Here is an 18840-nt window from a genome sequence, read left to right as displayed (position 1 = left end):
TCCATCTTCAGCCGCTGCGAGCGGCCACGCGCCGAGAGGCGTTCTGCGGCCCGGCACTTCTCTTTGCCGGGTCTTTCCGGCTTTCTCTCCGGACGCCGGCGCTACCTCACGTAAGAGCTTCGCGACGCCACAACCCGGCGCACGAGCCCAGATCGTCGGCGTAGGTGCTCAGCCGGAGGGCGCGCGCGGTGAGCGCCGACGACCGGTCGGGCTCGCTGACATCGTGGTCGTCGGCCACCGAGGTCGCTCCGGCCGACTGCACCCGGCAGAACGACGCGGCACGTTCGAGCGCGACGGCGAAGTCTCCCCGGAACACGCCGCGCATGATCACGTCGATGAGGGCCACGAGCTCTTCCGGGCCCGCGGGCGTGGGAGCCCCGGCGATCACCTCGTCGGCAGAACGAAGCACGACCCGACCGCGTTCGTAGAGCAGCGCGGCGGTCCGCGGGTCACGATGGATCATCAGCTGCAGCAGGTACAGCCGCCAGAGGGCGCCCGGCAACGACTTGGCCGGCGACCGCGACCACAGCTCGGCGACGGTGTCGATCCCGTGCTCGGCCGTGAAGCCCACGAGACGGTCTACGACGGCGTCGCTCGGATCTTCGCGCACCCGCGACAGCAGGGCGCCCGCCGTCGCATGCGCAACGCGCGAGACCTCCGCCGGATCTTCACCGGCGAAGTGCCGGTCGAACTCGTCGGCGGGTCGCCGAACGGGCTTGTGGTAGTCCCGGGATCCGTCCGTCATCATTCCAGGCTAAGCGAGAGCGGCATCCCTGCGGCCCACGCAGGGACAAGCCGAAACGACGGAACGGCCGGCCCGAGAGGGGCCGGCCGTTCCGCTGCCGAATAACGGGGTAGGGCAGTCAGGCGTTCGTCGGGATCGCGACGATCGGGTCTGTGGTGGGCAGGCCGCTCGGCGACCCGCCGCTCTGTTCGATGGTGAGGGCGATGACGTCGTCGGGCTCCATGTCGCCCTCGAGCAGCATCGCCGCCGAGCCGTCGCTCGATTCGAACGCACCGGCCGGGATCGGGGCGCTGCCCCGGACGAACCATGCCTCGTACGACTGGTCGTCGGCGATCTCGGGCAGCCCCTCGGCGACGAGCACGACGCCGTCGACGCTCGGCGACCAGTGGACCGTGGCTTCGCCGCCGTCTCCCAGCTGAGCGGTGCTCGACTGCGCGTCGCCGGAACGCTCGATCTGCGCGAGCACGCTCTCGGCGGACGGAGCGCGCATGTCCTGCGTCAGCGCGCCGACGCCCCAGCCGATGCCGACGAGGAGTGCGATCGACGCCGTCAGGGCGAACAGGCTGCGCGTCCAGTTGCGACGCTGCACCAGCTGCACCTCTTCGGTCACCGGAGAGCCCACGGAATAGCCGGATGCCGCAGCCCGCGGGTCGTCGTCCTGGAGGTCATCCGCGGGGTCGGCGACATCGTCCTCGCCAGGCGAAGGCTGCTCCGCGACCGGCTGACCGATCTGTGCGAGCAGGCTGGCCCGCAGGGCCGGCGGAGGAGCCACATCGGCGACACCCTCCGACAGCAGAGCTGCAGCCGCGGCATCTGCCTCGACCAGCGGCATCCACTCGGGGTGCGCGTCGAGAGCTTCGCGGTAGGCGAGCTCGTCTTCAGGCGACAGCGCTCCGAGCGCGTACCCTGCCGAGAGCTCGGCGAAAGTCTGTTCGTTCACGATGTCACCCCCATTGCACTACGGAGCTTGGTCAATCCGTCACGCATCCGTGTCTTGATCGTTCCGAGCGGCGCTCCTACCAGCGCCGCGATTTCGCTCTGACTGTATCCCCCGTAGTAGGCAAGGGTGATGGCCTCTCGTTGCGCCTCGGGTAGAGAGCTGAGAGCCCGAGCGACGCGCCGTCCTTCGATGCGCAGCTCAACCTGCTCGGCGACACCTTCGGGCTGTGACGCCATCTCGCGGTAGCCCGCACGTACGTCGCGATCGCTGCTCGCCTGCGACGACCGAACCCGGTCCACCGCGCGGCGGTGAGCGATCGTGAGAACCCACGATCTTCCTTGCCCCTTCTTCGGAGCGAACGTCGAAGCGGATTGCCACACTTCCAGGAAGACCTCCTGGAGCACTTCCTCGCTCTGCGCGCGATCGACGAGCACGCGGAGGATGAGTCCGAAGACGCGCCCCGACAGGGTGTCGTACAGGCGGGTGAAAGCACTGTGGTCACCGTCGGCGCAGCGCTGGATCAGCTCCGCGACGTGATCCGTCGACGGCCCGTCGTCGGGCACGTCCATTCCATCTATGACCATCGCTACCAGCATGCCGCATCCTCCGACCTGTTCCCGGATGCAGCGCCGACCTGTTATCGGTTCTCTACCTGCCGCCTGCCGCGGTGTGCACCCGCGCCGACATCCGTGTCGCCGTCTTCGTATAGAAGTGGTGGTTCGGATGCCGGAAAACTCGGTTTCGAACTTTCTCGAACTTTTTCCGATCCGATCGGTGGGGGCCTCCGAAGAACCCTCGACGCCGGGGACGGACCCACGGCGGAGAACACACGGAGGCAATCATGCTCAGCACCAAGAAGAAGTTCACTGCTGCCCTGGCCCTCGGCTTCGCCGGAGCCCTCGCTCTGTCGGCCTGCTCGTCGACCTCGGGCGACACCATGACCGAGGAGACCGAGGCGCCCTCGTCGACCGCCGCTCCGATGGAGACGGCTTCGCCCGACGCCTCGATGGACCCGGCCGCCAACCTCGTCGGCCCCGGCTGTGCCGACTACGCCGCAGCGGTTCCGGACGGCGCCGGCTCGGTCGCCGGTATGGCTCAGGACCCGGTGGCCACCGCAGCGTCGAACAACCCGCTGCTCACCACCCTCGTCGCCGCCGTCAGCGGACAGCTCAACCCTGACGTCAACCTCGTCGACACGCTGAACGGTGACGAGTTCACCGTCTTCGCTCCCGTCGACGACGCTTTCGCGAAGATCGACCCCGCCACCATCGAGTCGCTGAAGACCGACTCGGCGACCCTCACGTCGATCCTCACCTACCACGTCGTGCCCGGCCAGATCGCGCCCGACGAGATCGACGGCACCCACACCACCGTCAACGGTGCCGACCTGACCGTCACCGGCTCGGGCGACAACATCATGGTCAACGACAGCGCCGCGGTCATCTGCGGTGGCGTCACGACGGCCAACGCCACGGTCTACCTCATCGACACGGTGCTGATGCCCCCGATGTGACCCGAACAGCCGCGGTGAGGGGTTCCCGCGGCACGGCCTCGGTATCTCCGTGGCCGAGGCGAAGCCGCCGGTGCGAGCACACCGGCGGCTTTGTCGTGGCCGGACGGATGCCGCCGGGTCGGGATGTCGGCGGGTTCGCCCCCGCGGCTACTAAGCTGGGAAGCTCAGGGCCTCTAGCTCAGTCGGTAGAGCATCGGACTTTTAATCCGCGGGTCGTGGGTTCGAGCCCCACGGGGCCCACCACGTGATCGTCATCTGTCGACTCGCCAGAACCTGCGTATGTGGGAGGCCTGGCATCCGCGATTCGTGGCGAGTCGACGGACGGTGAGCCCCCGCAACCCCCTTCCACCCGCATCCGCTCCCCCGTAGCGTCGGCCGCATCCCCACACGATGCGAACCATACGGAGGACGCGATGACCGATGTATCGAGCCAGGGTCCGGCAGAGGGCGACGAGCGCCCCGAGCTGACCACGCGACAGGGACACCCCGTCTACGACAACCAGAACCAGCGGACGGTCGGAGCGCGCGGACCCGCGACGCTTGAGAACTACCACTTCCTCGAGAAGATCAGCCACTTCGACCGCGAGCGCATCCCCGAACGGGTCGTGCACGCGCGCGGCTTCGTCGCTTTCGGCTACTTCGAGGCGACCGGCATGTGGGGCGACGAGCCCATCTCGCAATTCACGCGCGCGAAGCTCTTCCAGGAGCCGGGCAAGCGCACCGACCTCGCCGTCCGCTTCTCGACCGTCATCGGCGGACGTGATTCGTCGGAGGCGGCGCGCGACCCGCGCGGGTTCGCCGTGAAGTTCTACACCGAAGACGGCAACTGGGACCTCGTGGGCAACAACCTCGGCGTCTTCTTCATCCGCGACGCCATCAAGTTCCCCGACGTCATCCACTCGCTCAAGCCCGACCCGGTCACCTTCCGGCAGGAACCGGCGCGCATCTTCGACTTCATGTCGCAGACGCCCGAGTCGATGCACATGCTCGTAAACCTCTTCAGCCCCCGCGGCATCCCGGCGAACTATCGCACCCAGCAGGGTTTCGGGGTGAACACCTACAAATGGGTCAATGAGCAGGGCGAGACGAAGCTCGTGAAGTACCACTGGATTCCCTCCGTCGGCGTCAGCTCGATGACCGAAGCGGATGCCGCCGCCGTGCAAGCCGGTGATCTCGGTCACGCCTCCCGCGATATGTACGAGGCGATCGAGCGCGGCGAGTATCCCGAATGGGAGCTGCGGGTGCAGATGATGGACGACCACGACCATCCCGAGCTCGATTTCGACCCGCTCGACGACACGAAGGTGTGGCCCGAGAACGAGTTCCCGCCGCGCGCCGTCGGCAAGATGGTGCTCAATCGGAACGTGTCGAACTTCTTCGCCGAGAACGAGCAGATCTCGTTCGGCACCGGCGTCCTCGTCGATGGCCTGGACTTCTCCGACGACAAGATGCTCGTGGGGCGCACGTTCTCGTACTCCGACACCCAGCGTTACCGCGTCGGGCCGAATTACCTCCAGCTGCCGGTCAATTCACCGAAGAACGCCTCGGTGGCCACGAACCTCCGCGATGGACAGATGGCGCACTACGTCGACAACGGCGGCGAGAATCCCCACGTCAACTACGAGCCGTCGATCACCGGCGGGCTCCGCGAAGCCCGGTACCCCACGCACGACGAGCAGGGTCCGGACATCGTCGGACGGCTGACGCGCAAGCGGATTCCCCGGACCAACGACTACAAGCAGGCCGGCCAACGCTATCTGCTGATGGAGGACTGGGAGCGCGACGACCTCGTGGCGAACTTCGTCGACCTGATCGGGCAGGCCGCTCGTCCCGTCCAGGAGCGGATGCTCTGGCACTTCTACATGGTGGAGGACGACCTCGGCCGTCGCGTCGGCGAGGGCCTGGGAATCACGCTGGACGAAATCAAGGATCTGCCGCCCCTGCAGTCCCAAACACTCAGCGAGGATGAGGTCGAGCGACTGCGCAATCTCGGACACAACGGTCCTCGTGATGTGGCCGGTCTTCAGATGACTCATTGCGTTCCCAATGCGCGCGCACAGAAGGCCTGAGTCTTTTGCTGGCGACGACACGAAATAGTTTTGTCGAGTGGTGATGCGTAACGCGATCGAACCGCTAATATGTCAGCCATGGCCCGCAAACAAATCACCCAGCTCATCGACGATCTCGACGGAACCGTTCTCGAGAGCGGCGAAGGAAAGCAGATCACGTTCTCGATCGAGGGACGCGCTTACGAGATCGACCTCTCGGACGACAACGCCGAGAAGTTCTACAAGGCTCTGGCACCGTTCGTCGACGTCGCTCGTTCGATCCGCGCGAACACGCCTTCGCGTTCGCGCTCCTCGCGCGCGAACAAGAGCGACCTCGACCTGACGGCCGTCCGTGAATGGGCGCGTTCGAACGGTCACACCGTCAACGAGCGCGGCCGTGTTCCGGCAGCCGTGATCGAGGCGTACCGCGCCGCGAACTGACCCATCCGACCGCAGAAATGGCTCAGGCACCTCCAGTCCTGAGCCATTTCTCGTTTCCCGACAACGACGGAGCGCCTCGTGAACGACAGCTCAGCCAGCAATAGCGATCGCGCGAGCAGTGGCGCGAACGGGGTCGCAATCGGAATCGCGCTCGGCCTTCCCCTCGGCAGTGCGATCGGCATGCTCGCGTTCGACAACATCGCGCTCGGCGGCGCGATCGGCCTCTCTCTCGGGATCGTGCTGGGCGTCGCTGCCGACGCGCGTCGCCGCGATCAGTCGGATGACGCGGATGGTGCCGATGATGCCGACTGAGCTCGCTGCCTGCCGCTCGAGCTAAAACCGCCGTTCACGAGATAGATCGCGGCGAGCATCGGCACGAATGCCACCGCCACAGCGATCGGCGCGAGAAACCACAGCTCCGAGAGCGACGAGGCGAACATGGTCGACCCGAACATGATGAAGGCGACCCCGACGATGCGCACGGCCCGCACTCGACCGGGTTCCCGCGTGGGGAATGTCCACATCGGGTAGGGAATGCCCGGGCGAAGCCGTTCGAACCAGAGAACCGAGACGACCTGCATCGCCGCTCCGGCCGCGATGAGCAACAACCACATCCACGAGAGATCCATCTGTTCGATGCAATCACACGGATGCTCCGACGGCCAGCGACGAATGGATCAGTCGTCGCGAGACTCCCGCGCAAGCCGCCGTCGACGGATGCCGAAAACCAGCGCCACCACCCAGTAGAGCGCGAGCAACGGTGAGATGACGGCGAGAACGATACGAATGACGTCGCCGCCGTCGAGCGCCCAGGGAATCCAGATCGCCGACATCCCGACCCACACGATCGCCTGTACGACGATCACCCCGAACGGTGTCGCCGCCGAAGTCGCTGCGATTCGCTGGAACAGACTCTGCACCCAGCGAACCTAACAGCCGCTCAGGCCGGGCGATGCTCGACCTTGCCGTGCCGTCGACAGGCTGAGCGCCGATCCAATCTGTGCTCCGTGCCGATTCCCCGCTCACAGCCTGACAACGGCACCGGACTGCGCTTATCCCCCCTCTCTAGGCTGAGGACGTGCCCGGCTTCTTCACACTCCTCTTCACGGCGCTCGGGATACTCCTCGCCGCCCGCGACTCCCGCCGCATGTTGCCGGGCGTCCTCCTGACGCTCGCGGCGACCTCGCTCGTCGCCGCTGTGGTGACCTTCATCCTCGGCTTGACGGTGGCGCTCGCCACGCTCGCCGTTCCCGGGAACGACGTCGTCGGGCTCCTGCTGGTCTTCATCGTCCCTCTGCTCGCCGCGATCGGGCTGGGGGTCGCCCTGCTCGCCAACGGGGTGGTGATGCTGCAGCGCGAAGGACGATCGCTGGCGAACCGCCTCTCGCTCCTGGCCGGAATCGGCGTTCTCGCCATCCTTGCCCTCGGCATCGTCGCCGTCACGGCGGGATGGTTCGAGCTCGCCGTCATTCTCCTGCTGCTGGCCGGTCCGATCGGCTACGTCGGGATGGGGTTCGTCGCCTACCTCTGCTGGTCGGCGGTGTACGCACGCATCGCGCGCCGCAGCGCAGCACCGGCCGCGATCATCACCCTCGGGTCGGGCCTTCGCCGCGACGGGAGCGTGCCGCCGCTGCTCGCCCAACGCGTGGCGCTCGGCGTGGAGACCCTGCAGCGATCCCCCGGCGCGATGCTCGTCGTCTCGGGCGGTCAGGGCGCAGACGAGCCGCGGAGCGAGGCGGCCGCGATGGCGGAGTACGCCGCAGAGCTCGGCGCCCCCGCCCAACGCCTGCTCATCGAGGATGTATCCCGGACGACCGAAGAGAACCTCACGCTGACCCGCCGGATCCTCACCGAACGCGGCATCACGGGCCCGGTGCTCGCGGTGACGAGCGACTATCACGCATTCCGCGCCGCCACTCTTCTGCGGACCCTCGGCATGCCGGGCCACGCGATCGGCGCGCGCACCGCCCGCTATTACCGGCCGAGCGCTCTGCTGCGCGAATACCTCGCTCTGCTTCGCGACCACCTCGTACTCAACGCCGTCGCGCTCGGCGTCCTGATGCTGCCGGTCGTCGCGTTCGTGGCGATGTCGCTGATCACTCTCATCGCGGATTGAACGTCATCCTGGCGGGGTAGGCGAGATCCGTCGACAGGCTCACGACAGCGAGCTCGCCCCCCGCGAGGCTGGAAGCATGATCGAAACCGCGCGAATTCTCGTCGTGTCCGACGACTGGCTGCCTCGCGACTGGATGCCGGGAGTTGCGACATCCGTGGTCGTGGTGCTCGCCGTGGTCGCGGCCCTGGCGGCGATCCTGTTCATCTCGAGCCTGATCTCGATCCTCGCCTCGCCCCGTTACACCGGTGGCGGCAAGCTGCTGTGGATCATCGGGATCTTCGTCTTCCCCATCGCCGGTCCGCTCGTCTGGTGGCTCGGAGGGCGCAACGCGCAGATCCGCACCGACCGCCCGTGACCGCAGCGGCGAGGCTCAGCTGATCAGGCGATCGCGACGGCGTGCCCCGAGACGGTGATCCCGCCGCTGACGGGGATGTCGACCGTCAGCTCCCCCGGTCGTCCGACATGTCGCCCCTGCTCGATGACCACGACCGCGGGAACCTCGACCGCGCCGAGCGCGCGCAGATACGCGCCGAACGATGCGGCCGCCGACCCCGTCGCCGGGTCCTCCGTGATGCGACCGACGGGGAACAGGTTGCGCGCCTGGAAGCGATCGGATGCCGCGCAGAACGCGACGGTGATGGTGGCGGGCCACCCGCGGTCGTCGAGCAGCGCCCGAACCGCGTCGGGATCGAACGAGAAGTCGTCGAAGGTCTTCTGATCCGCCAGGACGACGACCGGATGCGTGTTGCCGGTGTTCGCGAGCCGCGGCGGCAGCGCGGGGTCGAGGTCTGCCCGCGTCAGGCCGAGGAGGTCGAGAATCGCCTCGAGATCGGTGCCGTCGAGGTCGCGGACCGACGGCTCGACGCTGGTGAAGGACGCACGGATGCCGTCGTCGTCGCGCGAGACCGCGATCGACACGACGCCGACGGGGGTGTCGAATCGAACCGCGCCGTCGGCGGCGACCTGGCCTCGCTCGGCGAGCGCGACCGCCGTGGCCACCGTCGCATGACCGCAGAACGGAACCTCGGCGATGGGCGAGAAGTAGCGGACCGAGCGCGCGCCGTCGGCGGTCGAGCCGGTGACGAAGGCCGTCTCGGCATAGTCGATGTCGGCAGCGATGCGCTGCATCGCGCTGGCATCGAGTGCGCCTGCATCCAGGACCACGCCGGCGGGGTTCCCACCCTCGGGCCGCGTGCTGAACGCGGTGTATCGCAAGACCTCGGGCGTGCTCATCCGTTCAGGCTACGCCCGCCGTCGCGGTGTCCGATGCTGCGCCGCCCGTCACCGTCAGAGCAGACGCGCCAACCGCTTCTTGCTCGCGTTCTCGCGGACGATCCAGGCGATGTCGGGGTCGGCGGTGTCGAGCGCCTCGAACGCGAGCAGACCGGGTCCGGGATCCGCAGCCACCGCGACGCTCCACGCGTAGCCGAGCGTCTGCCGCAGCGTGCGGGCAGCGCTGTCGTGCGGTCGGGCCTGGGGGCGCGCCACCAGTCGCTCGGTCGCGCGTGCGCACACCTCGACGGCGATCGCCGCCATCTCGGGCGACCGCAGCAGGCGTGGCTCGCAGATCGCGGCGACCGCGGCTCGAACCACGAGCGGGCTGTCGTCATCCGCCCACATCCGGACGGTCGTCGCGAGGGTCTCCGGGTCGGCGTCGCCGAGCAGCTGCAGACCGAGCGCGACTCCTTCGCGTACGCGCCACCGGTCATCGGCGGCGAACAGCCGCGCTCGAGCACCCCGGCCCGGGGCCGCTCGCCGGGCGACCGCCGCCGCCGCGCACATCATCGGGAACTCTCCGCCGTCCCGCACGAGCTCGTCGACGACCCCGGCATCCGCCACCTCCGCCGCCGCAGCGACCAGTGTCGTGTTCGCCCGCGGACCGGGCAGGCCGGAGTGCTCGACGAGGTAGTCGACCCACGCGTCTGCGTCGAGTCGTCGAAGCTCCGCCGCCCATGCGGTCACGGTGGCCATGCACCGCACGCTACGCGCATCGCCCTGGCGCGTCACCGGGCCAGGCGACGTGACAAACGCATCCGGTGAGGACTCGACGCTCAGCGCTCGGGCGACGGGGCGAGCCGGTACAGCACCTGCGGACGGCCGCGCTTGCCGTAGCGATGCGAGAGATGGATGACGCCGGTGTCGACCAGGTGCGTCAGGTAACGGTTCGCGGTCGCGCGAGAGATGCCGCAGGCCGTGGCGACCTCGGCTCCGGTCAGGGCGATGACCGGGTCGAGGGCGGCGACGACCTGCGCGAGCGTCGGCGCGGCGAGACCTTTCGGCAGCGCGTCGTGGTCGCCACCACCCGGCATCCGTCCCGCTTGCCGGTGCGATCCGGATGACGCAGGCGGGGTGGTTCGGATGGTGCCGGTCGACAGCAGCCGGTCGATCTCGCCCTGCGCCAGAAGCGCGTCGCGGTCGTCGGTGACGAGCCGCCGCTCGCGGTCTGCCGCATAGCGTTCCAGCCGCTCGCTCAGCGCGGCCTGCGTGAAGGGCTTGACGAGATAGCCGACGACACGCGCCGCGAGAGCCTGACGCACGGTGGTCTGATCCTGCGACGAGCTGATGACCAGCACGTCGGGCCCGTCGTCACCGAGAGTACGCAACCGGTGGAGCACCTCGATCCCGCTGATGCCGGGCAACCGCATGTCGAGCAGCATCAGATCGACGCCGGACCGGCTGCGTTCGAGAGCCGCTTCACCGGTGCCCGCGGTCGCGACGACGACGAACCCCGGGGTGTCGGAGACGAATCCGGCGTGAAGGGCGCGCGCACCGCGGTCGTCGTCGACGACGAGGACCCGGATCGGTCCGGTCATCGCGCAGCCTCCAGCTCGAAAGCGAATCGCGCTCCCCCGAGCGGCGAGCGTCCGACCTCGACCGACCCCGATCGGGCCGTGACGATCCGGCGTACGACATCCAGTCCCAGCCCGCGCCCGAGCCCCGTCGTGTCGGTCTTCGAGGAGTAGCCGGCCGCGAAGATACGCCGTGCGACGCGCGGCTCGACTCCGGGACCGTCATCGTCGACCGAGCCCACGATGCGCGAGCCATGATTCCGCAGCGAGCAGACCACGTTCGCGGCGCCCGCCTCGGCCGCGTTGCGGCAGAGGTTCGACACGACCGACACAATGCCCTCGTCGATGTCGAAACCGCGGTCGAAACCGCGGTCGAGGTCGAGGTCGAAGCGCACCCGAGCCCCGATCTCCTGCAGCTCGGCGCGTACCGTCGGGATCATCGCGGCGAGCACCGGCTGGTCGTCGCCTGCCTCGTCGCCGCCCGGGTCCACGGGGCGGCGGACGCTCGCGATCTCTTCGATGTATCCGCGAGCCTCGTCGGTGTCGCCGCGCGACAACAGGCCGTGGATGACATGCAGCCGGGTGCTGAACTCGTGCGACTGCTCGCGCAGCGCTGTCGCGGCGCGGCGCATCTGGGCGTGCTCGGCCGCGATGACATCCAGGCGGCGGAACCGGCGCTCGACTGCCGCGGTCAGGATCGAACTCGCCAGGGTCGCGACCACGAGCGCACCGATGGCCCAGGGCAGCAGGGCGCCGACGGCCTCGTCGAGCTCGCCGGCGATCTGCGACTCGAGCACCCCCACAGCCACCATCCCGATGGGCGTTTCGTCGGCGCCGCGCACCGGCACTTTGGCGCGCAGCGACGGCCCCGACGCGCCGACTTCCGTGCCGACGAACGTCTCGCCCGCGAGCACGGAAGCGTTGGCGGTCTCGACCTGCACGCCGCGTTCGGACGCGAGAGGGTGGGTGATCCGCACGCCCTCGTCGTCGGTGATGACGACGTAGTAGACGCCGGCCGCCTCGCCCACGAGCTCGGCGATCGGCTGCAGGATCGCGGTCGCCGGCGCGAGATCGGCCGCGTCGGCGAGCACGCTCGGCGACCCCGCGCTCATCGCTCCGGCCACGGCTTCGCGCACCTCCGGAAGGTCGGCGAGACTCGAGGCCACCTCGAGCACGCGTTCGGTCGTCGCCTCCCGGATCGTGCGCTCCTGCGCCGCGAGGGAGATGGCCACGCTGGCCGACAGTGCCGCGAGCGTCACGACCGACGGGAGCACGAGCAGCACGAGACGCGCGGCAGACGCTCTCACCGTGAACGGCATCCTGTCCACTTCCTCGTGCGATCGGACGCTGTCGGGCCGTGCCCGTGCGCATCTATGAGAACAAATCCCGCCATGCTCGGGGGCGGCTCAGCGAAGTGCCATCCTAATTCGATCTCGCGGAGACGACGATGTCCGCGCGAATGGAGTGATCATGACGCATAGCGCGACAGACGCCGGCGCGCGCCCGGCGCACCGCGGCCGCACGCTCGCGGCTCGCATCATCGGGGGCGCCGTCGCGGCGGCCGCCATTGCGACCGCCGCGGTCGGCTCGGTCACCTCGGCCGCCACCGGCCAGGAGATCAATGCCTCGATGACGATCATCGCCCCGGCAGCGGCTGGCGGCGGGTGGGACGGCGTGGCTCGTGAGTTGCAGCAGGCGCAGAAGGCCAACGGCCTGGTGAACAACGTGCAGGTGGTGAACATGCCGGGCGCGGGCGGGACGATCGCCCTCGGCAACGTCTCGGTGCTCGACGGTCAGCCGGGCAACATGCTCGTCGGCGGCACCGGGCTTCTCGCGGCGACGATCCAGTTCGACTCGGCCGCGAAGCTCGGCGATGTGACCCCGCTCGCAGTTGTCGTGGAGGAGTACGACGTCATCGTCGTACCGGCCGATTCGCCGTACGAGACCCTCGACGATCTCGTCAACGCCTGGCGTGAGAACCCGAAGTCGATCCCGTGGACGGGTGGCGGGTCGTTCGACCAGCTCGTGGTCACCGACCTGGCGCTGGCCGCGGGCGTCGACCCGGTCGACACGACCTACATCTCGTCCGACGGCGGCGGCGAGGCGATTCAGGCGCTTCTCAACGGCACGGCCAAAGCGGCAGCGGGCGGTTACCCCGACAACATCGACCAGATCGAGGCGGGTCGGCTGCGCGCGCTCGCCCTCGTCGCGAGCGAGCCGATCGACGGCATCGACATCCCCACCGCCGCCGAGCAGGGCTACGACATCTCGCTGTCGAACTGGCGCATGCTCGCGGCACCCTCGGGGCTCGATGACGCCGATGTGACCGCGTTGACCGAGCTCGTGCTCGACTCGGTCGCCACTCCCGAGTGGCAGGACGCGATCGAGCGCTACCGCTGGACCGAGCGCATCATCACCGGAGACGAGCTGACCGCGTTCCTCGACGACGAGGAGAAGCGCATCACGAACCTGTACGAGGAGATGGGACTATGACGTTCCCCCCGAACCCGACTGCGACCTCGGCCGTCGTCGGCGATCGCCTGAGGCTCGTCTCGGGCCCCGGCATCGCCGCCCTGCTCAAGGGGCTGACGATGCCGGTGATCATCGCCGCCTTCGCCACCTATCTGGTAGTGGGGATCTTCACGATGAAGGTGCCGGCCAACGCCGTGTTCCCCGGGCCGCAGTTCTTCCCCGCCATCATCGCCGGAGGCCTCTACATCTTCGCCGCGGCGCTCGTCGTCTCGGCGGTGAAGGAGATGCGCGAGACGAGCGCCGCACGGCCCGACATCGCAGCGGTCGCCGCCGACGTCATCGGGGGCGACGAACCGGATGCCGAATCGGGCGACTCCGGTGCCGCCCGACCGGTCCGCGTCGACGTGCGTTCGCTGCTGTGGGTGGTGCTGTCGTTCCTCGGCTTCGCGTTCCTGCTCGAGATCCTGGGCTGGATCATCGCGGCGGGGCTCCTCTTCTGGTGCGTCGCGCGAGCCTTCGGCTCGACGAGGCACCTCGGCGGGCTCGTCGTGGGGCTCACGGTGAGCTCGATCGCCTACATCGGTTTCGACATGGTGCTCGGGATGCCGCTCCCGTCCGGCATCCTCGGAGGGTTCTGACATGGATGTGCTTCAGCTTCTCGGCGAGGGCTTCGCCGGCGCACTGACCCCCGCCAACCTGCTGTGGGTGCTCGTGGGATGCCTCCTCGGCACGGCCGTCGGCGTTCTTCCCGGCCTCGGCTCGTCGATGGCGGTCGCCCTGCTGCTGCCGATCACGTTCTCGCTCGATCCGACGGCTGCCTTCATCATGTTCGCCGGCGTGTACTTCGGCGGGCTGTTCGGCGACTCGACCATGGGCATCCTCATGAACACGCCCGGCCAGGCCTCGGCGATCGCGTCGACCTTCGAGGGCCACAAGATGGCGCTCAACGGACGCGCGGCGCAGGCGCTCGCGACCGCGGCCATCGGCGCGTTCATCGGCGGCTTCGTGGCGTCGGTCGTCGTGGTCTTCGTCGCTCCGGCCCTCGCGGACTTCTCGAGCAGGTTCGGTCCGGCGGAGTTCTTCGCCCTCGCGGTCTTCGCGTTCGCGGCGACGTCGTCGGTCGTCACCGACAACGTCGTCAAGGGCCTCACCGCCCTGTTCATCGGCCTCGGCATCGCCGTCATCGGCATCGACGGCGTCTCGGGCGCTCCGCGCTTCACGATGGACTCCCCCAACCTGTTCGACGGCATCTCCCTCGTCACGGTGACGGTCGCGATCCTCGCCCTCGGTGAGGTCATCTACGTCGCCTGCCTCGAACGGCATACCTCGAACAAGGCGCTCATCAAGCCGACGGGGCGGCCCTGGCTGTCGCGCCGCGAGCTGAAGGAAGCCGCGCCCGCCTGGGCACGCGGCACCGCGATCGGTCTGCCGTTCGGCGTCGTGCCCGCCGGCGGTTCGGAGATCCCGACCTTCCTCGCCTACGGCCTCGAGAAGCGGCTCGACGCGCGGCGCAAGAACCCGCAGTTCGGCAGGGGCGCCATCCGTGGCCTCGCTGCGCCGGAGGCGGCCGGCAACTCCACGACCGGCATGGCGATGGGCGCGCTCCTCGCACTCGGGCTGCCGATCTCGGCGACGGCCGCGATCATGCTGGCCGCCTTCCGCCAGTACGGCCTGCAGCCCGGCCCGCTGCTGTTCGACCGGGCACCCGACCTGGTGTGGTCGCTGCTGGCGAGCTTCTTCATCGCGATGATCGTGCTGCTGATCCTCAACCTCCCGTTCGCGATGCTGTGGGCGAAGCTGCTGCTGATCCCGCGTCCCTACCTCTACGCGGGCATCACCGTGTTCTGCGGTCTGGGCATCTACGCGACCTCGGGCTCGACCTTCGACCTGCTGATGCTGCTCGGCATCGGGCTGCTCGGGTTCCTCATGCGCGCCCTCGACTTCCCGCTCGCGCCGCTGATCATCGGCATGGTGCTGGGACCGCTGGCCGAGACCAGCCTCCGCGACGCCGCGATGAGCTCGAACGGCGACTTCTCCGTGCTCGTCCAGAGCCCGATCACGATCGTGCTCTACGCGCTCCTCGCGCTCGTGCTGATCGTCTCGGTGCGAGGTCGCGTCGTGGCTCGCAAGCGCGAGAAGCAGCTCGCCAAGGTCTGATCGAGCAGGCGACATGAGAAGGGGCGGATGCCGCAACGCGCGGCATCCGCCCTTTTCCGTCTTCCCGCCGATCACACCGACGCGAGCAGACGGTCCGCCGTGCGCAGCGACAGCGCCATCTGCGTCAGGCCCGGATTCGCCGACAGCGCACTCGGGAACGTCGAGTTGTCGCAGATCCACATGTTGGGGATGTCGTGCGACCGCCCGTCCGGGTCGACGACGCCGTCAGCGGGATCGGTGCTCATACGGCACGTGCCCATCGTGTGGGCTGTCCGCGCTAGCGTTCGCGTCTCGCGTGCGCCGGCGGCCTCGAGGATCCGCGTCATGACACCGACGGCGTGATCGTCGATCGCCTTCTCGTTCGGCCCGGGCGAGAAGCTGATCTCCGCGCGCGGGATGCCCCATTCGTCGGTCTCATCCGAGAGGATCAGCATATTGTCGTCCGACGGAAGACACTCGCCGTTGATCCCGATGCCCGCCGAGAACTGCCAGGCGTCGAGGGCGTCCATCAGGTCTTGTCCCCAGAGCGAACCGCCGCGCACGAGCGAGGTCGCATAGGTCAGGGGCATGACGCCCAGGCTCTGGATAAGGTAGCCGCCCGCGAAGTCGGCGCCGTCGGGACGCACGAAGTCCTCCGTGATCGCCGCCGACGGGTAGCCGCGGTAGCCGCGGATGCTCTCGTCGAACCGCCCCCACACCTGTACGGCGCCGTGGGCGAGGAAGTTCCGTCCCACCTGGCCGCTGGAGTTCGCGAGCCCGGTGTTCAGCAGCAGCCGCGGGGTCTCGATACCGCCGCCCGCGAGTACGAGGGCCGCGCAGCGCTGTCGGTACTCGGCTCCGTCGTGCAGGTAGACGACGCCGGTGACCCGTCCCGCGGCATCCTGCTCGATACGGTGCACCATCGAGTCGGGACGGATCTCGGCACCGTGCGCCACGGCGACGGGCAGATAGGTGATCGCCGTCGTCGCCTTGTAGCCGAAGCGGTCGCCCTGGTGGATGCCGCCGACGTCGATGCTGGCCTTGCGCTGACCGTAGTGCGGCTGCTCGCGGTCGCGGGTGATGATGGCTGCAGGCGCATCGGTCGCCGTGATGCCCAGGTGCTCGCACCCTCGCAGCACGAGATCTGCCGGGGCGTTGCGGCGGGTCGGACCGTCGAGGTACTCGCGCTGCGGATCCCACGGGTAGGGGGTCGGCCCGCTGACTCCGATGACTCGCTCGACCTCGACGATGTAACGGATGAGCTCGTCGTACTCGATCGGCCAGTCTCGCCCCTGTCCCGTCTCGCTGCGCAACGAAAGATCGCGGCGGTCGGGTCGGGGCGTGAACGCACCCCAGTGCAGCGTCCCACCGCCGACGCCCCAGCCGCTGTTGTTCGGGCCGAAGGCCGTGGGGGTGTCGCCGCCGCTGAACCGGTCGGACATCCAGTTGATGCGGGTCGCCTCGCGCTCGTCCGGGGTGAACTCGTCCATCTCGAGGTTCGGTCCCGCCTCGAGCGCGACCACGCGCAGTCCGCGTTCCGCGAGCCTGCTGAGCAGTGGCCCGCCGCCGGCCCCCGTGCCCACGACGACGACATCCACGACCTCGTCGAGGTCGTACCGGCGCATCCCGGAGAGGTTCATTCGGTACGTCCTTCCGCGGCGCCGAGGCGGCCGAGTTCTTCCGGTTCCCATTCCTCGCGCTCGCCCGCTGCGAGCACGAGGTAGCCGGCGGGCTCCGGCCCGGTGCCCCCGGTCGCGAAGCCGGTGTAGCCCACGCGCGCCAGCGACGCCGGGTGCGACAGCCAGACACGCGCGAGATCGTTGCGGGCATCCTCGAACCACAGGCTCAGCTGATCGGGGGTGAGGACGGAGCCCGAGGGGGCGTCGCCGTCGATCACCCGTCGGATGACGGCATCCTGGGCGGCGGGCCCGCGCATCCAGATCGCGGCGAGCGCGTCGAGCCCGGCGCGATACGCCTCGACGTCGGTCGACATGCCGGTGGGGCGCCAGCCGTCGCTCTCCCCCGCCTCGACCATGCGATCGAGACGAGCAGCGAGATCGATCGCGGGTCCGTCGCCCTGGGGCACGATTCGGCGCGCCACGTCGCGCAGGAGGGCGAGCTGCTCGGGGGTGAGCGCTCGCGGATGGTACGCCGGGTCGTCGACGAGCGCTCGGCGAGAGAGGGTGGCGCGCATGGCGACATCCGTCCGCGACGAGGCGATGATCCGCGCCCACGACTCGGGAACGCGCGGGCCCCAGGCGGCGATGTCGGCCGCCAGGCGTCGGACCGCTGCTGCGAGGTCGTCTGCCGCGAGCGCTGCAGGCACCTCGTGCGCACGGATGCCCTCGGGAATCTCGGCGGCGTCGAACACCGCTCCGGCGAGACCGAAGACACCGAGCGCTCCGTCGAGGATGCGGTCGATCAGGTCTTCCGCGAGCCCCTGATCGTCAGGGCCGGCCACGAGGATCCACGGCGTGGTGATCTCGGCGTCGGCGATGGCCTCGATCAGACCATCAGCACCGAGAGCCGCGTCGACCGCGACCTGGCGGAAGGGGCCGATGGCGTCCTCTGGTGCGTCATCGAGCTGCGGTACGTCTCCGCGGAGCGAGACGACCGCGAATGGGTTGTCGCTCACGGGGTGACCATGCCTCCGTTGACGTTGAGCGTCTCGCCCGAGACGTAGCTCGACTCGGCTGAGGCGAGGAAGACGAAGGCGGGGGCGATCTCGGCCGGCTGCCCGGCTCGCTGGTAGGTGCTCTCGTCGTCGAAGGCCCGCATCTGCTCGTCCGAGACGCCGTCGCTCACCTGCAGCGCCGACCACGTCGGACCGGGGGCGACGACGTTGACCCGGATGCCGCGCGGTGCGAGCTGCTGTGCGAGGCCCTTCGAGAGGTTGTTGATCGCGGCCTTCGTCGCGGCGTAGTCGACGCGGTCGGGGGCGGGCTTGTACGCCTCGAGCGAGGCGGTGTTGATGATCGAGGCACCCGCCGGAAGGTGCGGCAGAGCGGCCTTCGTGATCCAGAAATTCGCGAAGACGTTGGTGTGGAAAGTGGCCGCGAACTGCTCGTCCGACAGGTCCTCGAGCCGCTCGACGGCGACCTGCTTGCCTGCGTTGTTCACCAGGATGTCGATGCCGCCGAGGAAGTCGGCGGCCTCTGCGACGAGCGCGCGACATGCCTCGGCGGTCGAGATATCGGCGGCGATGGCGTGCCCGCGCACACCGGCGTCGGCGATGAGGCCGAGGATGCGGTCGGCGTCGCGCTGCTCGGCCGGCAGGTGGACGATCACGACGTCGGCGCCCTCGCGGGCGAACGCGATCGCCGTCGCGCCGCCGATGCCGGAGTCGCCGCCCGTGATGAGGGCTCTGCGACCGAACAGCCGCCCGGAGCCGCGATAGGTCGCTTCACCGAGGTCGGGAACCGGCTGCATGTCGGCCTGGACGCCGGGCTCGGGCTGGTGCTGGACGGGCGGCTCGACCCGGTCGTATCGGGTCACCGGGTTGTCGAAGGTGTACTGATCGCTGTGCTCCACGGGCTCACGGTAGGTCTCGGCCGAAACTCGGCGCGAACGCTTGCCAAAAGTCAAGGGAGGGGCGTAAAGCGGATCACCGGCCGACGCGCTGCGGACCCGCCTTGCGGCG

Annotated in this window: 21 protein-coding genes and 1 tRNA gene; 10 read left to right on the top strand and 12 right to left on the bottom strand. The window is 68.9% G+C overall.

Going from position 1 to position 18840, the window contains the following annotated elements; translation table 11 throughout:
- Positions 1-106: 106 nt before the first annotated feature.
- From C3481_RS11255 to sigK, 3 genes are all read right to left on the bottom strand, one after another.
- Positions 107-745, bottom strand: coding sequence for a hypothetical protein (locus C3481_RS11255; protein ID WP_036306059.1), 639 nt, complete (start codon positions 743-745; stop codon positions 107-109).
- 118 nt (positions 746-863) lie between these two features.
- On the bottom strand, positions 864-1685 hold the full coding sequence (locus C3481_RS11250) for an anti-sigma factor domain-containing protein (RefSeq protein ID WP_103842365.1): 822 nt from the start codon (positions 1683-1685) through the stop codon (positions 864-866).
- Entirely contained in the window at positions 1682-2281 is a 600-nt protein-coding gene (gene sigK / locus C3481_RS11245) for an ECF RNA polymerase sigma factor SigK (protein WP_023954917.1), read from the bottom strand. Before sigK ends, C3481_RS11250 begins: the two co-directional genes overlap by 4 nt.
- A gap of 245 nt (positions 2282-2526) precedes the next feature.
- Here sigK and C3481_RS11240 point away from each other — a divergent pair, with 245 nt between their 5' ends.
- The 5 genes from C3481_RS11240 to C3481_RS11220 all read left to right on the top strand — a co-directional run bounded on the left by C3481_RS11240 (position 2527) and on the right by C3481_RS11220 (position 5999).
- Positions 2527-3198, top strand: a complete 672-nt coding sequence (locus C3481_RS11240) for a fasciclin domain-containing protein (RefSeq protein ID WP_088380152.1) — start codon at positions 2527-2529, stop codon at positions 3196-3198.
- A gap of 167 nt (positions 3199-3365) precedes the next feature.
- Positions 3366-3441 (top strand) — tRNA-Lys (locus C3481_RS11235).
- A 170-nt stretch (positions 3442-3611) separates the two neighbouring features.
- Positions 3612-5267, top strand: coding sequence for a catalase (locus C3481_RS11230; protein WP_103842363.1), 1656 nt, complete (start codon positions 3612-3614; stop codon positions 5265-5267).
- A 78-nt stretch (positions 5268-5345) separates the two neighbouring features.
- Positions 5346-5687, top strand: coding sequence for an Lsr2 family protein (locus C3481_RS11225; protein WP_036305878.1), 342 nt, complete (start codon positions 5346-5348; stop codon positions 5685-5687).
- A 78-nt stretch (positions 5688-5765) separates the two neighbouring features.
- Positions 5766-5999 (top strand): glycine zipper family protein, encoded by a 234-nt coding sequence (locus tag C3481_RS11220; RefSeq protein WP_103842361.1) that lies wholly within the window; start codon positions 5766-5768, stop codon positions 5997-5999.
- Here C3481_RS11220 and C3481_RS11215 read toward each other — a convergent pair.
- On the bottom strand, positions 5960-6316 hold the full coding sequence (locus C3481_RS11215) for a hypothetical protein (protein ID WP_103842359.1): 357 nt from the start codon (positions 6314-6316) through the stop codon (positions 5960-5962). The two genes, C3481_RS11220 and C3481_RS11215, sit on opposite strands and share 40 nt — an antisense overlap.
- A gap of 48 nt (positions 6317-6364) precedes the next feature.
- A complete protein-coding gene (locus C3481_RS11210) occupies positions 6365-6607 on the bottom strand; it encodes a hypothetical protein (protein WP_071917863.1) in 243 nt (80 codons plus the stop codon).
- Between the two features lie 158 nt (positions 6608-6765).
- Between C3481_RS11210 and C3481_RS11205 the strand changes: the two genes are divergently transcribed.
- On the top strand, positions 6766-7803 hold the full coding sequence (locus tag C3481_RS11205) for a YdcF family protein (RefSeq protein WP_103842357.1): 1038 nt from the start codon (positions 6766-6768) through the stop codon (positions 7801-7803).
- Between the two features lie 76 nt (positions 7804-7879).
- Entirely contained in the window at positions 7880-8158 is a 279-nt protein-coding gene (locus C3481_RS11200; protein WP_023954936.1) for a PLD nuclease N-terminal domain-containing protein, read from the top strand.
- A gap of 23 nt (positions 8159-8181) precedes the next feature.
- Here C3481_RS11200 and C3481_RS11195 read toward each other — a convergent pair whose 3' ends face one another.
- From C3481_RS11195 to C3481_RS11180, 4 genes are all read right to left on the bottom strand, one after another.
- On the bottom strand, positions 8182-9036 hold the full coding sequence (locus tag C3481_RS11195) for a PhzF family phenazine biosynthesis protein (RefSeq protein ID WP_103842355.1): 855 nt from the start codon (positions 9034-9036) through the stop codon (positions 8182-8184).
- A 54-nt stretch (positions 9037-9090) separates the two neighbouring features.
- Positions 9091-9774: a PBS lyase heat domain-containing protein repeat-containing protein gene (locus C3481_RS11190; protein ID WP_103842354.1), complete on the bottom strand. Its 684-nt coding sequence runs from the start codon at positions 9772-9774 to the stop codon at positions 9091-9093.
- Between the two features lie 80 nt (positions 9775-9854).
- Positions 9855-10616 carry a response regulator gene (locus tag C3481_RS11185; RefSeq protein ID WP_103842352.1) on the bottom strand — a complete coding sequence of 254 codons (762 nt, stop codon included), beginning with the start codon at positions 10614-10616 and terminating at the stop codon, positions 9855-9857.
- Positions 10613-11899, bottom strand: a complete 1287-nt coding sequence (locus C3481_RS11180; protein WP_258039104.1) for an ATP-binding protein — start codon at positions 11897-11899, stop codon at positions 10613-10615. Before C3481_RS11180 ends, C3481_RS11185 begins: the two co-directional genes overlap by 4 nt.
- A gap of 163 nt (positions 11900-12062) precedes the next feature.
- On the opposite strand from C3481_RS11180, the gene C3481_RS11175 reads away from it, so the two are divergent.
- From C3481_RS11175 to C3481_RS11165, 3 genes are read left to right on the top strand one after another with little or no spacing between them, the layout of a single operon-like run.
- Positions 12063-13085, top strand: coding sequence for a tripartite tricarboxylate transporter substrate binding protein (locus C3481_RS11175; protein WP_103842540.1), 1023 nt, complete (start codon positions 12063-12065; stop codon positions 13083-13085).
- Positions 13082-13702 carry a tripartite tricarboxylate transporter TctB family protein gene (locus tag C3481_RS11170; protein ID WP_023954948.1) on the top strand — a complete coding sequence of 207 codons (621 nt, stop codon included), beginning with the start codon at positions 13082-13084 and terminating at the stop codon, positions 13700-13702. Before C3481_RS11175 ends, C3481_RS11170 begins: the two co-directional genes overlap by 4 nt.
- 1 nt (position 13703) lies before the next feature.
- The gene (locus C3481_RS11165; protein WP_064955031.1) at positions 13704-15221 is read left to right on the top strand and encodes a tripartite tricarboxylate transporter permease; all 1518 of its coding nucleotides are present in this window, start codon (positions 13704-13706) and stop codon (positions 15219-15221) included.
- Between the two features lie 71 nt (positions 15222-15292).
- Here the strand turns inward: C3481_RS11165 and C3481_RS11160 are convergent, their stop codons facing one another.
- From C3481_RS11160 to C3481_RS11150, 3 genes are read right to left on the bottom strand one after another with little or no spacing between them, the layout of a single operon-like run.
- Entirely contained in the window at positions 15293-16840 is a 1548-nt protein-coding gene (locus C3481_RS11160) for a GMC family oxidoreductase (protein WP_088380160.1), read from the bottom strand.
- A complete protein-coding gene (locus C3481_RS11155; RefSeq protein WP_103842350.1) occupies positions 16837-17835 on the bottom strand; it encodes a gluconate 2-dehydrogenase subunit 3 family protein in 999 nt (332 codons plus the stop codon). The genes C3481_RS11160 and C3481_RS11155 overlap by 4 nt, the downstream gene beginning before the upstream one ends.
- The gene (locus C3481_RS11150) at positions 17832-18731 is read right to left on the bottom strand and encodes an SDR family oxidoreductase (RefSeq protein WP_103842348.1); all 900 of its coding nucleotides are present in this window, start codon (positions 18729-18731) and stop codon (positions 17832-17834) included. The genes C3481_RS11155 and C3481_RS11150 overlap by 4 nt, the downstream gene beginning before the upstream one ends.
- Positions 18732-18840: the final 109 nt, after the last annotated feature.

The organism is Microbacterium sp. Ru50, assembly GCF_002920555.1.
GTDB classification, from domain to species: domain Bacteria; phylum Actinomycetota; class Actinomycetes; order Actinomycetales; family Microbacteriaceae; genus Microbacterium; species Microbacterium arborescens.
The sequence above is the reverse complement of the archived record's forward strand: the minus strand, read 5'-3'. Positions and strand labels throughout refer to the sequence as shown.

Excerpts from the sequence above, each read along its gene's own strand:
- C3481_RS11255 (WP_036306059.1), bottom strand. The coding sequence starts at position 745 with ATGACGGACGGATCCCGGGACTACCACAAGCCCGTTCGGCGACCCGCC.
- sigK (WP_023954917.1), bottom strand. The coding sequence starts at position 2,281 with ATGCTGGTAGCGATGGTCATAGATGGAATGGACGTGCCCGACGACGGG.
- C3481_RS11240 (WP_088380152.1), top strand. The coding sequence starts at position 2,527 with ATGCTCAGCACCAAGAAGAAGTTCACTGCTGCCCTGGCCCTCGGCTTC.
- C3481_RS11230 (WP_103842363.1), top strand. The coding sequence starts at position 3,612 with ATGACCGATGTATCGAGCCAGGGTCCGGCAGAGGGCGACGAGCGCCCC.
- C3481_RS11225 (WP_036305878.1), top strand. The coding sequence starts at position 5,346 with ATGGCCCGCAAACAAATCACCCAGCTCATCGACGATCTCGACGGAACC.
- C3481_RS11215 (WP_103842359.1), bottom strand. The coding sequence starts at position 6,316 with ATGGATCTCTCGTGGATGTGGTTGTTGCTCATCGCGGCCGGAGCGGCG.
- C3481_RS11200 (WP_023954936.1), top strand. The coding sequence starts at position 7,880 with ATGATCGAAACCGCGCGAATTCTCGTCGTGTCCGACGACTGGCTGCCT.
- C3481_RS11195 (WP_103842355.1), bottom strand. The coding sequence starts at position 9,036 with ATGAGCACGCCCGAGGTCTTGCGATACACCGCGTTCAGCACGCGGCCC.
- C3481_RS11190 (WP_103842354.1), bottom strand. The coding sequence starts at position 9,774 with ATGGCCACCGTGACCGCATGGGCGGCGGAGCTTCGACGACTCGACGCA.
- C3481_RS11185 (WP_103842352.1), bottom strand. The coding sequence starts at position 10,616 with ATGACCGGACCGATCCGGGTCCTCGTCGTCGACGACGACCGCGGTGCG.
- C3481_RS11175 (WP_103842540.1), top strand. The coding sequence starts at position 12,063 with ATGACGCATAGCGCGACAGACGCCGGCGCGCGCCCGGCGCACCGCGGC.
- C3481_RS11170 (WP_023954948.1), top strand. The coding sequence starts at position 13,082 with ATGACGTTCCCCCCGAACCCGACTGCGACCTCGGCCGTCGTCGGCGAT.
- C3481_RS11165 (WP_064955031.1), top strand. The coding sequence starts at position 13,704 with ATGGATGTGCTTCAGCTTCTCGGCGAGGGCTTCGCCGGCGCACTGACC.
- C3481_RS11160 (WP_088380160.1), bottom strand. The coding sequence starts at position 16,840 with ATGAACCTCTCCGGGATGCGCCGGTACGACCTCGACGAGGTCGTGGAT.